The 13,304-nt window shown below is 69.1% G+C and carries 15 protein-coding genes; 6 read left to right on the top strand and 9 right to left on the bottom strand.

Annotated features, from left to right (window positions below):
* Window positions 1-19 precede the first annotated feature (19 nt).
* Window positions 20-463, top strand: coding sequence for a GNAT family N-acetyltransferase (locus ACQPYZ_RS28755; RefSeq protein ID WP_433161573.1), 444 nt, complete (start codon window positions 20-22; stop codon window positions 461-463).
* On the opposite strand, the gene ACQPYZ_RS28750 is transcribed toward ACQPYZ_RS28755, so the two are convergent.
* Both ACQPYZ_RS28750 and ACQPYZ_RS28745 read right to left on the bottom strand, forming a co-directional pair.
* On the bottom strand, window positions 460-912 hold the full coding sequence (locus tag ACQPYZ_RS28750) for a nitroreductase/quinone reductase family protein (protein WP_433161571.1): 453 nt from the start codon (window positions 910-912) through the stop codon (window positions 460-462). The genes ACQPYZ_RS28755 and ACQPYZ_RS28750 overlap by 4 nt on opposite strands.
* Before the next feature lie 105 nt (window positions 913-1,017).
* Window positions 1,018-2,328: an NAD(P)/FAD-dependent oxidoreductase gene (locus ACQPYZ_RS28745; protein ID WP_433161569.1), complete on the bottom strand. Its 1,311-nt coding sequence runs from the start codon at window positions 2,326-2,328 to the stop codon at window positions 1,018-1,020.
* Window positions 2,329-2,544: 216 nt separating this feature from the next.
* On the opposite strand from ACQPYZ_RS28745, the gene ACQPYZ_RS28740 reads away from it, so the two are divergent.
* Entirely contained in the window at window positions 2,545-2,928 is a 384-nt protein-coding gene (locus ACQPYZ_RS28740; protein ID WP_433161567.1) for an ester cyclase, read from the top strand.
* Here ACQPYZ_RS28740 and ACQPYZ_RS28735 read toward each other — a convergent pair.
* Window positions 2,904-3,644 (bottom strand): class I SAM-dependent DNA methyltransferase, encoded by a 741-nt coding sequence (locus ACQPYZ_RS28735; RefSeq protein WP_433161565.1) that lies wholly within the window; start codon window positions 3,642-3,644, stop codon window positions 2,904-2,906. The two genes, ACQPYZ_RS28740 and ACQPYZ_RS28735, sit on opposite strands and share 25 nt — an antisense overlap.
* Window positions 3,634-4,092, bottom strand: a complete 459-nt coding sequence (locus ACQPYZ_RS28730; protein WP_433161564.1) for an N-acetyltransferase family protein — start codon at window positions 4,090-4,092, stop codon at window positions 3,634-3,636. Before ACQPYZ_RS28730 ends, ACQPYZ_RS28735 begins: the two co-directional genes overlap by 11 nt.
* A gap of 186 nt (window positions 4,093-4,278) precedes the next feature.
* Between ACQPYZ_RS28730 and ACQPYZ_RS28725 the strand changes: the two genes are divergently transcribed.
* Window positions 4,279-5,121 (top strand): Bax inhibitor-1/YccA family protein, encoded by an 843-nt coding sequence (locus ACQPYZ_RS28725; RefSeq protein ID WP_433161562.1) that lies wholly within the window; start codon window positions 4,279-4,281, stop codon window positions 5,119-5,121.
* Window positions 5,122-5,182: 61 nt separating this feature from the next.
* Here ACQPYZ_RS28725 and ACQPYZ_RS28720 read toward each other — a convergent pair whose 3' ends face one another.
* Window positions 5,183-5,731, bottom strand: a complete 549-nt coding sequence (locus ACQPYZ_RS28720) for a helix-turn-helix domain-containing protein (RefSeq protein WP_433161561.1) — start codon at window positions 5,729-5,731, stop codon at window positions 5,183-5,185.
* Between the two features lie 74 nt (window positions 5,732-5,805).
* Between ACQPYZ_RS28720 and ACQPYZ_RS28715 the strand changes: the two genes are divergently transcribed.
* Together ACQPYZ_RS28715 and ACQPYZ_RS28710 are read left to right on the top strand one after the other, a co-directional pair.
* A complete protein-coding gene (locus ACQPYZ_RS28715; RefSeq protein WP_433161560.1) occupies window positions 5,806-6,525 on the top strand; it encodes an ABC transporter ATP-binding protein in 720 nt (239 codons plus the stop codon).
* Window positions 6,522-7,319 carry an ABC transporter permease subunit gene (locus ACQPYZ_RS28710; RefSeq protein WP_433161559.1) on the top strand — a complete coding sequence of 266 codons (798 nt, stop codon included), beginning with the start codon at window positions 6,522-6,524 and terminating at the stop codon, window positions 7,317-7,319. The genes ACQPYZ_RS28715 and ACQPYZ_RS28710 overlap by 4 nt, the downstream gene beginning before the upstream one ends.
* A 115-nt stretch (window positions 7,320-7,434) precedes the next feature.
* Here the strand turns inward: ACQPYZ_RS28710 and ACQPYZ_RS28705 are convergent, their stop codons facing one another.
* On the bottom strand, window positions 7,435-7,665 hold the full coding sequence (locus ACQPYZ_RS28705; protein ID WP_132148165.1) for a DUF4287 domain-containing protein: 231 nt from the start codon (window positions 7,663-7,665) through the stop codon (window positions 7,435-7,437).
* Window positions 7,666-7,779: 114 nt separating this feature from the next.
* A complete protein-coding gene (locus ACQPYZ_RS28700; RefSeq protein ID WP_433161558.1) occupies window positions 7,780-8,799 on the bottom strand; it encodes an SGNH/GDSL hydrolase family protein in 1,020 nt (339 codons plus the stop codon).
* Window positions 8,800-8,876: 77 nt separating this feature from the next.
* On the opposite strand from ACQPYZ_RS28700, the gene ACQPYZ_RS28695 reads away from it, so the two are divergent.
* The gene (locus ACQPYZ_RS28695; protein WP_433161555.1) at window positions 8,877-10,250 is read left to right on the top strand and encodes a cystathionine beta-synthase; all 1,374 of its coding nucleotides are present in this window, start codon (window positions 8,877-8,879) and stop codon (window positions 10,248-10,250) included.
* 233 nt (window positions 10,251-10,483) lie between these two features.
* Here the strand turns inward: ACQPYZ_RS28695 and ACQPYZ_RS28690 are convergent, their stop codons facing one another.
* Together ACQPYZ_RS28690 and ACQPYZ_RS28685 are read right to left on the bottom strand one after the other, a co-directional pair.
* Window positions 10,484-11,941, bottom strand: a complete 1,458-nt coding sequence (locus ACQPYZ_RS28690; protein WP_433161553.1) for a flavin-containing monooxygenase — start codon at window positions 11,939-11,941, stop codon at window positions 10,484-10,486.
* A gap of 35 nt (window positions 11,942-11,976) precedes the next feature.
* Window positions 11,977-13,215 (bottom strand): lactate racemase domain-containing protein, encoded by a 1,239-nt coding sequence (locus tag ACQPYZ_RS28685; RefSeq protein WP_433161550.1) that lies wholly within the window; start codon window positions 13,213-13,215, stop codon window positions 11,977-11,979.
* Window positions 13,216-13,304 lie beyond the last annotated feature (89 nt).

Raw genomic sequence — 13,304 nt, 5'->3', positions numbered from 1 at the left:
GGTTGGCATACTCGGCGGCGTGACCAGGGACAACAATCTGATTGTCGGCAATCAGGATCGCGAGCTCGAGCAGCGGCTGAGTGACGAACTGGACAGCTTCAACACCGCTGCGACCGGAGCCGACGACCGCGGCGCGTTCTCGGTCAAGGTGACCGACGACGACGGTGAACTGGTCGGCGGACTGGCCGCCTGGACCTGGGGTGGTCTGTGCGGGATCGACATGGTGTGGATCCGCGAGGACAGCCGCAAGGACGGCTGGGGCAGCAAGATCCTGCTCGCTGCCGAGGCGGAGGCCCGGCGGCGCGGCTGCGACCGGATCGCGGTCTCGTCCTTCACCTTCCAGGCACCCGGTTTCTACCAGCGGCACGGGTACGTCGAGACCGGCCGGACCCACGGCATCCCAGGCGGCCACGAGGACGTGCACATGTTCAAGTCGCTGTCACGCAACCAGCACGTGTCCTAGCGCGGTTCCAGGACGACGACCGCGGTCGTCTTGGTGCGCCGGGCGGCGTACTCGTCGAGGTTCCTGTCGATCTCCTGCCAGCGCGCCCACAACCGCTCGCGCTCCTCGCCGACAGCGGCGCGGCCGCGGACCGGACGTGACCCGTCGGCGAGCACAGCCTCGGCCTTCGGGTTCGCCTGCAGGTTCAGCCACCACGCGGGCTCCGGTTCGCCCCAGCCGTTCATCGCCATCGTGACCAGGTTCGGGCCGTCGACGTAGTACCCGAGCAGCACGCTACGCGGCTGACCCGTGCGCCGGCCGGTCGCGGTCAGGCGCAGGGTGCCGTAGCGCTTGTCCCTCGGCAGCGACAGACCGAGACGACCGCCGCTGACCCTGTAGATGGCGCGATGAACCTTCCACGCCAACCGGATGACCCAGCGCGGTGGCAGCCACGCATTCCCCTCACTCATGGTCCCCCCATGAATCGGCCGATGGTCGGACCAGCGTCGCAGACCGCACCGGTCCCAGCCAGAGACTCACAGGCCGGGACCGGTGATTTCAGGGTCGGTTCAGGGTCATGACCGCGTTGCGCGGCGGAACTCCTCGTTCGGCATTTGCAGGCTGCCGAGGGACGTCACCTCGCGGCGGAAGAACAGCGCGAGCGTCCAGTCGAGGATGACGCGGGCCTTCCGGTTGAAGGTGGGCACTCGGGAGACGTGGTAGGTCCGGTGCAGGAACCACGCCGGCCAGCCCTTGACCTTCACGCCGTACAGCTGGGCGACACCCTTGTGCAGGCCGAGGCTCGCGACCGAGCCGACGTACTTGTGCTTGTAGTCCACCGGCTTCTTGCCGTCGACCACGAGCAGGATGTTCTCGGCCAGCCGGTGGGCCTGCCGGACCGCGTGCTGCGCGTTCGGGGCGCAGTACACGCCGGGTTGCTCGCTGGTCAGATCGGGTACGGCGGCGTTGTCGCCGGCCGACCACGCGTCGGCGACCCCCTCGATCCGCAGGTTCGCCAGGCACTTGACCCGGCCGCGCTCGTCCAGCGGGAAGTCGGTCGCGGCGAGCGCCGGGTTCGCCTTCACGCCGGCGGTCCAGACGATCGTGTCGGCGTCGAACTCCTCGCCGTCGCTGAGGATGACCCGGCCCTTCTCGCAGGACTCCAGCCGGGTCTCCAGCTTGATGTCCATGTTGCGCTTGCGGAGCTGGTCGACGGTGTACTTGCCGAGCTCCTCGCCGACCTCCGGCAGGATCCGGCCGGTCGCCTCCACCAGCACCCAGCGCATGTCGTCCGGGTCGATGTTGTCGTAGTACCGAGTGGCGTAGCGGGCCATGTCCTCGAGCTCCGCGAACGCCTCCACCCCGGCGTACCCGCCACCGACGAAGACGAAGGTCAGCGCGGACTTGCGCAGCGCCGGGTCGGGCTGGGACGAGGCGACGTCCAGCCGGTCCAGCACCTTGTTGCGGAGCGCGATCGCCTCCTCGACGTTCTTGAACCCGGTGGCCTCCTCGGCCAGGCCGGGGATCGGCAGCGTGCGGGCGATCGAGCCGAGCGCGACCACGACCTGGTCGTAGGCCAGTTCGTACTCCGGGCCCTCCTCGGGCATCACCTTGGCGACCTTGTTCGCGTGGTCGATCCCGGTCACCCGGCCGGTGACCACCCGGCAGCCCTTGAGGGTCTTACGCAGCGGCACCACCACGTGCCGCGGCTCCACCGAGCCGGCCGCCGCCTCGGGCAGGAACGGCTGGTACGTCATCACCGATCGCGGGTCCACCACGGTGACCCGGACCTTGCCTCTGCGCGCGGCCTTGCGCAGGCCGTACGCCGTGTACATCCCGACGTAGCCGCCTCCGACGACGAGGATGTGCGGCACCTGGGCTGTCATGCGGTTCACTCTCCCTGAGTGGAGCTCCGACTTCATGTCTACTTCAGGTTACTGCACTCGTGAAAACTTTCACAAACCCTCTCGCGAGTGATCTCACCCATCGAAACACTCCCTCTCCGGAGGGATCCGTCCATGGATCCATGGTGCGCCCGGGGAGCCGATTCACCGAGCGGTGAGACACAACCGCAAGACCGTGCGGACTGCGACGATGGGGCGATGAAGGACTTCTACCGGCGCTACATCGAGCGCTGCAATCAGCACCGCTTCGAGGATCTCGGCGAGTTCGTCGACGAGGCCGTCCGGGTCAACGGAGCGCCGACCGGCCTCGAGCAGTACATCGCCGGACTGCGGTCGGTGGTCGAGGCGTTCCCCGACTACCACTGGGACCTGCAGCACCTGCTGGTCGACGGCGACTGGATCTCCGCCCACCTGATCGACACCGGCACGCACTCAGGCGAGTTCCTCGGGCTGTCGCAGACCGGTCGCGCCATCACCGCGCAGGAGTTTGCCGTCTACCGCACAGCCAACGGCAAGATCGTCGAGACGTGGGGTGACCTCGACTCCGCCGTACACCTTCAGCTTGTGGGAGTCAGACGGTAGACCGAGACGTGGGAGGGGGAGTCGGCGGTGAAGTCGGCGCCTTGCCAGTCGGCGTGCCGGGACTCGAGCTCGAAGCCGGCCAGTTGAGCCATCAGGTCGAGCTCGGCGGGCCAGATGTAGCGGTGGGGGCTGCGGAACAGCTCGGCCTGGGTGCCTTTGTCGGCGAAGCGGAAGTGGTGGGAGACGACGTGCTGGTTCAGTACGTCGTACGTGTCGAGCAGGATGTAGCCGGGATCCGCGATGCCGACGGTCGCCGGCAGGCCGGGCGGGAGGTGGCGGAGCTCGGGGACCCAGAGCTCGATGACGAAGCGGCCGCCGGGGGAGAGGTGGCGGGCGGCGTTGCGGAAGCACTCGACCTGCTCGGCCTGGGTGAGCAGGTTCGAGATCGTGTTGAACACCAGGTAGACGAGGCTGAACTCGCCCGGCGCCCGCGTGGTCGCCATGTCGCCGACGACCACCGGGACGGTGTCCTCGTCGGCCTTGGTCCGCAGCTGGTCGATCATCGCGGTGGACAACTCGATGCCGGCGACCGGGACGCGTTCCGACAGCGGTACGGCGACCCGCCCGGTCCCGATCGCGAACTCGAGCGCCCGCCCGTCCCCCGCCAACCCAGCCAGCCGCTCAACCGTCGGCCCCAACACCTCCGCCGCAAACATCCCCACACCCGGCGTGTCATACCGCCGAGCGGTCTCCACGCCCCAAATCTCACCCTGCATGTCCCTCACCTCTCGACCACCGCAGCTTGAACTCAGCCTCCGACTCGCCGATCCGCGTGAATCCGAGCCGCTCGTACAGACGCTGCGCGTCCGCGTTGTCCTTCTCCACCCCAAGCTCCAGCGGTACGCCGCTCGCCGCCGCCTCGGCCTGCAGTCTCCGGATGATCGCCGTACCGATCCCGCGGTCCTGCACGTCGGGATGCAGTTGGATCCCGCACAGCTCGACGACCTCCGCAGTACGCCGAACCCGCAGCCGGCCGATGCGTACGCCGGACAGCTCGACGACCGAGGTGTCCGTCAGCGTCTCGATCGTCCATTCGGCGAACCCGGCGCGCCAGCCGTCCTCGTCGAAGTCGGCAGGCCGTCGCCGTGTCGTCGCCAACGACACGTCGGCGAGGAAGGTCACGTCATCCGGGGTCGCCGGGCGGATCCTGTGAGGCTCAGCCATGACTGCCCAAGGTACGCAGGCCGACCCGTCGCTCACCACGGGTTTTCGGGGGGTGGTTGGGTTGTGCAACCGGTTGCCGGGTTGGGGTTGCGGTTGGGGAACAGGGGGTTGATTCTCAGACGTTGTTAAGGGTGGAACCGTAGTATCTCTGTACGGCCCCGGATGTGGGTCATCAGGAGGAATGACATGCAGAGCAGTAACCCGGTCCTGAACCGGTCGAGTGCGTTCGCGCCTGGCCAGGGCCAGGCCTACCCCGGGGCCGCTCCGTACGGTCAGCCGGGTCCTTACGGTCAGCAGCCCGGCCAGTACGGCGGACCCGGTATGCCGCCCCAGCAGTACCAAGGCGCGCCGGCCGGAAGCCGCCCCATGACGATGGACGACGTCATCGTCCGGACCGCCGCCACCCTCGGCGTTGTGGTGCTGTTCGCCGCGATCGCCTGGTACATGGTGCCGGACACCCTGGTCACCCCCGCGTTCCTGGGTGGTGCCCTGCTGGCGTTCGCGCTCGGCCTGGTGCTCTCCTTCTCCCGCAAGGTCAACCCCGCGCTGGTGATGGTGTACGCCGCCGCCGAGGGCGTGTTCCTCGGGATCGGCAGCGAGTTCATCGCCCGCTTGGTCAACGACAACGGGATCGTCGTGCAGGCGGTGCTCGCGACCATGGTCACGGCCGGTCTGACGCTCGCGACGTACAAGTACTTCGCGATCAAGGTGACGCCGCGGTTCACCAAGATGGTCATCATCGCCACCATGGGCTTCGCCGGCGTGATCCTGATCAACTTCGTCGCCAGCCTGTTCGGCTTCAACTCCGGGATCGGCGGCTTCGGCCCGATGGGGCTGCTGTTCGCCGCGCTCGGCGCCGGCCTGGCGGTGTTCAACCTGATCCTCGACTTCGACATGATCGAGCAGGGTGTGAAGCACGGCGCCCCGCAGAACGAGGCCTGGCGGGCCGCGTTCGGCCTGACCGTCACCCTGGTCTGGCTGTACTGGAACCTGCTCCGCATCCTCGCGATCCTGCGCGGCGGCGACTGACACCAAGCGCACAACCCGAAGGGCCGGCCCACCGTGGGCCGGCCCTTCGGCGTTCCCGGGCTCAGCTCGGATCGTCGGGCAACGGTGGCTCGGGGATCAACGCGGTGGCGAGGGCCACCCGTTGGCGGCCGTCCTTCGGCTCGGTCTGGTACGGCCCGAGGACTTCGACCAGGGCGGCCTGGATCTTGGGCAGGTCCTCGGCGGTGACGTACAGCGCAGACAGGTGGAACCCGAGGAAGTCCCGGAGCCCGGGGTCGCCACTGGCCAGGAACCGGTCGAAGTGCTCGCCGACCTGACCGAGGAAGGCGAGGAATGCGCTGCGAAGTTGACCGTCGTCCATCGCACGGAGCTCGTCCAGGTCGGCCACCGCGAGCCGCGACCCCACCGCGAGCGTGCGTTCGGTCGTTCCGCGCACCTTCCGTTCGGCGACCACGGAGAGGATCTCGGCCTCGACCAGAGCCGCGATGTGCCGGTAGAGGGTCGCCTGGGTGACGTCCGGTAGCGCCTGGCGCAGCTGGGCGGTGGTCAGCTCGCGCCCGCCGAGTTGCTGGATGATCCGCAGTCGGACCGGATGCATCACCACGTCCGCCACCGGCGTTCTCTTTGGCACGACGTCCTCCCACTATTATTATCACTCTGATAATGTTCTCACAGTTGCACTGATGATAGTCGGGAGAGGGCGCTATGAGTGGACTGCCGATCCGGGTGTCCGGGCTGGCCAAGAGGTTCGGCTCGGTGGAGGCCGTGGTGGACGCGACCTTCACCGCCGAGGCCGGCCGGGTGACCGGGTTCGTCGGGCCGAACGGCGCGGGCAAGTCGACCACCCTGCGGATGCTGCTGGGGCTGACCCGGCCCGACCGCGGGATCGCGTCCTTCGGCGAGACGCCGTACCGGGATCTCGCTGCGCCGACGGGCACGGTAGGCGCCGTGCTCGACATCGCGGCGGCCCATCCTGCCGCGACCGCTCGCGGGCACCTGCGGACCTTCGGTGATCTCGGTGGGCATCCCCGCGAGCGGGTCGACCGGGTGATCGACGCGGTCGACCTGGGTGGGTACGCCGACCGGCGGGTGAAGGGATTCTCGACCGGCATGCGGCAGCGACTCGCCCTGGCCACGGCCTTGCTGGGAGACCCCGGCGTACTCGTCCTGGACGAGCCGTCGAACGGTCTCGACCCAGCCGGAATCGTCTGGCTCCGCACGTTCCTGCGTGACTTCGCCGCCTCGGGACGGACGGTGCTGGTCTCCAGCCATGTGCTGACCGAGTTGCAGTACAGCATCGACGACCTCGTCCTGATCGACCACGGGCGCATCGCCTGGTCCGGCTCGCTGCCGGACTTCACCGAGCACGGCGGGACGCTCGAAGAAGCGTTCCTCGCCCTGACCGCGAAGGAGCCGACCGCATGATGCAGCTGATCCGTGGTGAGTTCACCCGGCTGTGGTCGGTCCGGCTGCCGCGCTGGGTGCTGCTCGCGGCAGTCCTCTCGGGCGGCGGCCTGACCGGGATCCTGAGCCTGACCGGTCCGGAGAACGCGACTCCGCCGATGCCCGGGATCGACACTCCCGAAGGCGCCGGGATCACCGTCGGGATCGGCGGCCTGATGTTGTTCGTGCCCGCGCTGCTGGGCACGATCGCGGTGACCAGCGAGTACCGGCACCGCACCATCGGGACCACCTTCCTGGCGGTGCCGCAGCGTAGACGCGTGCTGCTGGCGAAGCTGATCGTCTACGGGCTGTCAGGTCTGGTGTACGGCGTGATCGCGTCCGGCGCCTCGGCGCTCGCGTTGGTGGGCGCGGCGGCCGTCCGCGGGATCAGCCTGACGATCGCACCGGCGGAGTTGCTCGTGCTGCTGGCGAAGCTGGCGGTGGCCGCGGCGGTGTACGTCGTCCTCGGCGTGGCGATCGGGGCGCTGGCCCACAACCAACTAGTTGCCGTCGGCATCGTCCTCGGCTACTTCTATTTCCTCGAGTACGTGCTGATGATCATCCCGGGCCTGAACGCGATCTACGCCTACCTTCCGGGCGGCGCGACGGCCTCGCTGACGGCGTTCACCTTCCTGACCGACACCGTCGCGGCGGAGATGTCCACGAGCGGACCGGCATCGATGTCGCCGGCCGGCGGCGCGCTCATCCTGCTCGCGTACTGCGCCTTCTCGTCCGTCGTCGCCGCCCTCGTCCCACTCCGCCGCGACCTCACCTGAGACCGGCCCGCGGCGCGGCGAAGAGCGTGCTCGACGCCTGCCAGGGCTGGGAATGGAGAAGACCTGCCCCTCCACCTGAGGGGGCAGGTCGTCTTGGGTCTCTCCGTTCGGCTCGTCAGCCCATTCGCCGGTGCGCCCGGACCAGGTCGTACTCGTGGACGATGGCGGTCGCGTGCCCGTGCGCGAGGGCGTACTCGCTGGAAAGCCATCTCACTCTGTCGTCGAAGCGCAGGAACGACGGTCCGTCGTTCATCAGCTGGAACCACTCGGTCATCTCGCGTCCGGTGCACCTGGGCACCTTCTCCACCAGACGCTGGTGCGTCTCCTCGGAGTGGTTCAAGCCCATCGTCGCCTCCCGTCATCGGGGTACCGCGTAGTTATCGACTGTGCACCACGCAGCCGTCGCTAGGCAAGACTCTCGTCATGAAAGTCGTGCTCAGCGGACGCGCGACCCGAGGAACTACCGGCCGACGGGAAGCGCGTCCGAGGATTCCTCGTCGATCCGCTCGACCTCGGCCTTCGGGTGCCGGCGCCGGTGCCGCAGCGCGGCCCAGCGTCCGCGCGGTCCGCGTTCGCGGCCGGCGACCTCGGTGGCCGCGACCTCGGTGCCGGCCGTCTTGGCCGCCTGGACGGCGGCCTCCGCGATCGGCAGGATCGCCTCGCCGCGGAACGACTCGGGGTGGACGAACGACTCCGGCCCGACCCCCGTCGCGGCCGCGACGGACGGCAGCAGCGCGGCGGACGCGGCGGCGTACCCGATGGCCGAGGGGTGGAAGTTGTCCCGGCCCCACATCGACGGGTTGGTCCGGAACACCTCGCCGAGCAGCGAGCCGAGGGAGACAGTTCGGCCGCCTGCCTCGACCACTGCGATGGTCTGGGCGGCGGCCAGCCGGCGGCTCCAGGACCGGGCGACCTGCCGCAGCGGCGGCATGATCGACCGGACCACGCCCAGGTCCGGGCAGGTGCCGACCACCACCTCACAGTGCGCGGCCCGCAACCTGCGGACCGCGGCCGAGAGCAGCCGGACGGACGTCGACGGCGGCATCTTCGACTTCACGTCGTTGGCGCCGATCAGGATCACCGCCACCTGCGGCCCGGCCTGCAGGGCGGCGTCGACCTGGGCGGCCAGCTCGGTCGACCGCGCTCCGGTCTTCGCCACGTCGACCAGCCGGACCGGCCGCCGGGCCAGCTCGGCGAGCCCGGACGCGAGCAGCACGCCGGGGGTCTCGTCCGGCGACTCGGTGCCGTAACCGGCCGCGCTGGAGTCGCCGAGGATCGCGAACGTGATCGGATGTCCTGGATACCGGCCGTACAGGCCGTTGCCCGGAGTCGGGTAGTAACGCATCGGCCCGATCGCGCGCTTCGCGTACTCCGCCTCGACGGTGAGTACGCCGTACAACGTGGCACCGATGAGTCCGAGTCCCCCGCCCCCGAAAGCAGCGGCCTGGGCCAGCTTCTTGGCTGCCCGGGCTCTACTCATAAGACCAAGGATTACACGCTGTTACGGCGACGCAAGTGAAAATAGGGGAAAGACGGACGTATCACTACAGTAAAGATGTGCGTTACGCAGACTCTCTCCTGGACCTCGTCGGCAACACCCCGCTGGTCAAGCTGGGTAGGACCACGGACGGCGCCAAACCGCTGGTGCTCGCCAAGGTCGAGTACTTCAATCCCGGCGGCTCGGTGAAGGACCGGATCGCGGTCCGGATGGTCGAGGCGGCCGAGGCCTCCGGCGAGCTCAAGCCGGGCGGCACGATCGTCGAGCCGACCTCCGGCAACACCGGCGTCGGGCTGGCGATGGTGGCCCAGCAGAAGGGCTACAAGTGCGTCTTCGTCTGCCCGGACAAGGTCAGCGAGGACAAGCGCAACGTGCTCAAGGCGTACGGCGCCGAGGTCGTGGTCTGCCCGACCGCGGTGGCGCCCGAGCACCCGGACTCCTACTACAACGTCTCCGACCGCCTGGTCCGTGAGATCGAGGGAGCCTGGAAGCCGAACCAGTACGCCAACCAGAACAACCCGCGCTCGCACTACGAGACCACCGGCCCCGAGCTGTGGGAGCAGACCGAGGGGAAGATCACCCACTTCGTCGCGGGCGTGGGCACCGGCGGCACGGTCACCGGCACCGGCAAGTACCTCAAGGAGGTCTCCGGCGGGAAGGTGCAGATCATCGGCGCCGACCCGGAGGGCTCGGTGTACTCCGGCGGCACCGGCCGGCCGTACCTGGTCGAGGGCGTCGGCGAGGACTTCTGGCCGGACACGTACGACCGCGACATCTGCGACCGGATCATCGAGGTGTCCGACGCGGACTCGTTCGCGGTCACCCGGCGGCTGGCGCGCGAGGAGGCCATGCTGGTCGGCGGCTCCGCGGGGATGGCCGCGGCGGCCGCGATCCGGCTGGCGCACGAGCTCGACGACCCGGACGCGGTGATCGTGGTCCTGCTGCCGGACGGCGGCCGCGGCTACCTGACGAAGGTCTTCAACGACGACTGGCTCGCGCAGTACGGCTTCCTCGCCGAGACCCGGCAGGGGACGACGCTCGGCGACGTCCTGGCCGAGAAGGACGGCGGCATGCCGCCGCTGGTCCACACCCACCCACACGAGACGGTCGCCGAGGCGATCGGCATCCTGCGGGAGTACGGCGTCTCGCAGATGCCCGTGGTCCGGGCGGAGCCGCCGGTGATGGCGGCCGAGGTCGCCGGGGCGGTGTCGGAGCGGACGTTGATGGACGCCCTGTACTCCGGCAAGGCCCGGCTGGCGGACATGGTCGAGCAGCACATGGACGAGGCCCTGCCGTCGCTGGGCGCCGGCGAACCGGTGACCAAGGCGGTGCAACTGCTCGAGGATCGGGACGCCCTGATGGTGCTGGACGACGGCAAGCCGGTGGGCGTGCTGACCCGGCAGGACCTCTTGGTCCACCTGTCCGTCGGCTGACTCCCCGCGGGAAGTCTTGCTTACCGGTCGACGACCGATGGCACGATGGCGAGCAGGACCATGACCACGATGCCGATCACGACGGCCGCTGCTCCGGCGATCTGAAGGATTTCCATACCTCAAGAATCCTTCGCCGCGGCCGTCCGGACATCGGCCCGAGGACCGGTCTTGCCTTCATCCCAAGGTCGTAGGGCGAACCCCCGACGCTCCTACTTCGGAAGTCCGGGAATCCCTTAGTGGACCAGGACGAAGTCGGCCGGATCGAGGCGGCGGGTGCGGCGCCAGTAGGACACCGTGAACTCGGGCCAGATGGTCGAGTTCCGCCCGGCCGCGTCCAGGTACCAGCTGGTGCAGCCGGACTGCCAGACGGTGTCGCCGAGCTCGCCCTGGATCCCGCCGACGAACCGGTCCTGGGCGTCCGCACGCACCTCGACGTACGACGCCCCGCGCCGCCGGAGCAGGTGGAGCGCCTGCATCACGTAGCGGACCTGGGCCTCGATCATGAACACCATCGAGGAGTGGCCGAGCAGCGTGTTCGGGCCGGTGAGCAGGAACAAGTTCGGGTAGCCGGCGACGGTGATGCCGAGGTGGGCGCCGATGCCGGCGCGCTTCCAGTGGTCGGCCAGGTCGACGCCGTCCTTGCCGAGGATCGGCATCCGGGTCAGGTTGGCCGACACCTCGAACCCGGTGCCGAGGACGAGCGTGTCGCAGGCCCGCTCGGTGCCGTCGGCGGTGACCACGCCGGTCGGGGTGATCCGGGCGATCGGCGTGGTGACGAGGTCCACGTTCGGTCGGGCGAGGGCCGGGTAGTAGTCGTTCGAGATCAGGATCCGCTTGCAGCCGATCTGGTAGTCCGGCGTCAGCTTGGACCGCAGTTCCGGATCCGGGACCTGCTTGCGCAGATGCCGTTTCGCCTGCAGCTCAAGGCCTTTCATCAACTTCGGGTTGCCGGCGAAGCCGACGCCACGACCTTCGAGGCCCCAGTAGACCGCGGCGCGGATCGCCCGTTGCCCGGCCGGGAACCACTCGTGCAGCCGGCGTTCCCGCGGGCCGATCGAACGGTCCGGCTTCGGCGTGATCCACGGTGCCGTCCGTTGGTACACGTCCAGCTTCCCGGTCTCAGCGGCGATCCGGGGCACGAACTGGATCGCCGAGGCGCCGGTACCGACGACGGCGACGTTCCGTCCGCGCAGGTCGTGCGCGTGATCCCAGCGGGCCGAGTGGAACGCCGTACCCGCGAAGGAGTCGAGGCCGGGGACGTCGGGGAGCTTCGGCCGGTGCAGGCTGCCGACGCCGGCGACGAGGGCCTGGGTCTCGATGGTCTCCGAGTCGTTCACCGTCACGGTCCAGCGGCCGGTGGTCTCGTCGAACACGGCCTCGGTCACCTCGGCGCCGTACCGGATCTTCTCCGCGACGCCGTACTTGTCCGCGCAGTGCTTGAGGTAGGCAAGGATCTCGTCCCAGGGCGCGAACATCCGGGTCCAGTGCGGGTTCTGCTCGAACGAGAACGAGTAGAGGTACGACGGGATGTCGCAGGCGCAGCCTGGATAGGTGTTGTCCCGCCAGGTGCCGCCGAGCTCGCCGGCCTTCTCCAGGACGACGAAGTTCTCGCAGCCGGCCTGGCGCAGCTTGATCGCCATGCACAACCCGGCGAACCCGGACCCGACCACGACGACCTCGGCCTGTGTCATAGCAGCCGAGGTTACCGGCGGGTCACGTGGCCCGGCTAGTGCTTCAGCCGGTACAGGATCTCGCCGGCGTTCGGGATGACCAGGGTGTCCGGGTCGTTCTCGTACGCCGTCAGGTCGACGTCGGCCGGGTCGAGCGGCGCCAGGTTCGCCCGGCGGACGACCTCGGGCGCGATCCCGGTCGCGAGCGTGACGTGCACGCGCAGGTGCTCGCCGGTCGCCGGGTCCCAGGTGCCGGAACCGCGCAGGTGGGTGGAGTGGGCGAGCACGCCCCAGTGGAGGTCGCGGAAGCGTTCCCACTGACCGAGGAAGTAGTCCCGGCAGTGGTAGCCGATCTCCTCAATCTCGGGGTGCATCGCGGCCAGCTGCGTCACGTGCGGGGCGTACAGGATCACCTCACCGCCGTCGGCGACGACCGGCTCGACCTTGTAGAACCCCTTCGCGGCCGTCCAGATGTCCTGGTACTTCGTCGGCATCAGCGAGACGACCCGCTGGACGGGATGGTCGACGTAGCGGACGTGCGTCTGCGCGGAGATCTCGGCGGCTGCCCGCCAGGACGAGATGGTGTCGCCGAAGGCCACCGCGTGCAGGGCCTCCGTGCCCGACTGGGCGACCACGGACAGTGCGAGCTTCTCCGCCGGGATCATCGCGGCGGCCTCGTCGATCAACGCCCGGACCGGTGTGGTCCCCGGCGTACCGATGATGGCGGCGCTGGTGATCAGCGCGCCGAGCCAGTGGGAGAAGTCGATGACCTCCTGGCCGGCCACGCCCGGGAAGAAGTACTTGTTGCCGCCGGAGAAGCCGACCACCTCGTGCGGGAACACCGGGCCGACGACGAGCGCGACGTCGTGCTCGACCACGGCCCGGTTGAGCTTCACCGGTACTTCGTCGCGCAGCATCTCGCCGGAGATCTCACCGACCCGGTCCGCGCCGATCGTGCCGAGGTCGGCGAACGTGTCCGGCTTCCACCACTCGTGATTGAGCACACCGTCGTACTCACCGCCGAGGTGGACGCGCAACTCGTCCGGCGTCATCTCTGCGTGGGTGCCCAGGGCAACCAGGATGGTCAGCTTGGAGACCCGGCCGGACAGCGCCTGGTGCACCGCCTTCAGCAGCAGCGGGAGCGGGCAGCTGCGGGTCGCGTCCGGGACGATCACGCAGACGCTCCGGCCCTCCAGCCCCGCACTGCTCAACGAGTCGCCGACGAAGCCGACCACCTCGTCCTCGGTCAGCACCTGCTCCGGTCCACCGATCACCGCCGCCGGTCGCGCGTCCATGCACTCCACCCTATCGACCGCGCAACGGCGACGACAGGTCGGACGGCTCCGGGCCGTGACCGACCGCAAACCCTTGGTACGCAAGGGAT

Source organism: Kribbella sp. CA-247076, assembly GCF_050942445.1.
Taxonomy (GTDB): domain Bacteria; phylum Actinomycetota; class Actinomycetes; order Propionibacteriales; family Kribbellaceae; genus Kribbella.
The sequence above is the reverse complement of the archived record's forward strand: the minus strand, read 5'-3'. Positions and strand labels throughout refer to the sequence as shown.

Excerpts from the sequence above, each read along its gene's own strand:
- ACQPYZ_RS28735 (WP_433161565.1), bottom strand. The coding sequence starts at position 3,644 with ATGCAGGGTGAGATTTGGGGCGTGGAGACCGCTCGGCGGTATGACACG.
- ACQPYZ_RS28710 (WP_433161559.1), top strand. The coding sequence starts at position 6,522 with ATGATGCAGCTGATCCGTGGTGAGTTCACCCGGCTGTGGTCGGTCCGG.
- ACQPYZ_RS28685 (WP_433161550.1), bottom strand. The coding sequence starts at position 13,215 with ATGGACGCGCGACCGGCGGCGGTGATCGGTGGACCGGAGCAGGTGCTG.
- ACQPYZ_RS28725 (WP_433161562.1), top strand. The coding sequence starts at position 4,279 with ATGCAGAGCAGTAACCCGGTCCTGAACCGGTCGAGTGCGTTCGCGCCT.
- ACQPYZ_RS28750 (WP_433161571.1), bottom strand. The coding sequence starts at position 912 with ATGAGTGAGGGGAATGCGTGGCTGCCACCGCGCTGGGTCATCCGGTTG.
- ACQPYZ_RS28700 (WP_433161558.1), bottom strand. The coding sequence starts at position 8,799 with ATGAGTAGAGCCCGGGCAGCCAAGAAGCTGGCCCAGGCCGCTGCTTTC.
- ACQPYZ_RS28745 (WP_433161569.1), bottom strand. The coding sequence starts at position 2,328 with ATGACAGCCCAGGTGCCGCACATCCTCGTCGTCGGAGGCGGCTACGTC.
- ACQPYZ_RS28740 (WP_433161567.1), top strand. The coding sequence starts at position 2,545 with ATGAAGGACTTCTACCGGCGCTACATCGAGCGCTGCAATCAGCACCGC.
- ACQPYZ_RS28730 (WP_433161564.1), bottom strand. The coding sequence starts at position 4,092 with ATGGCTGAGCCTCACAGGATCCGCCCGGCGACCCCGGATGACGTGACC.
- ACQPYZ_RS28715 (WP_433161560.1), top strand. The coding sequence starts at position 5,806 with ATGAGTGGACTGCCGATCCGGGTGTCCGGGCTGGCCAAGAGGTTCGGC.
- ACQPYZ_RS28690 (WP_433161553.1), bottom strand. The coding sequence starts at position 11,941 with ATGACACAGGCCGAGGTCGTCGTGGTCGGGTCCGGGTTCGCCGGGTTG.
- ACQPYZ_RS28705 (WP_132148165.1), bottom strand. The coding sequence starts at position 7,665 with ATGGGCTTGAACCACTCCGAGGAGACGCACCAGCGTCTGGTGGAGAAG.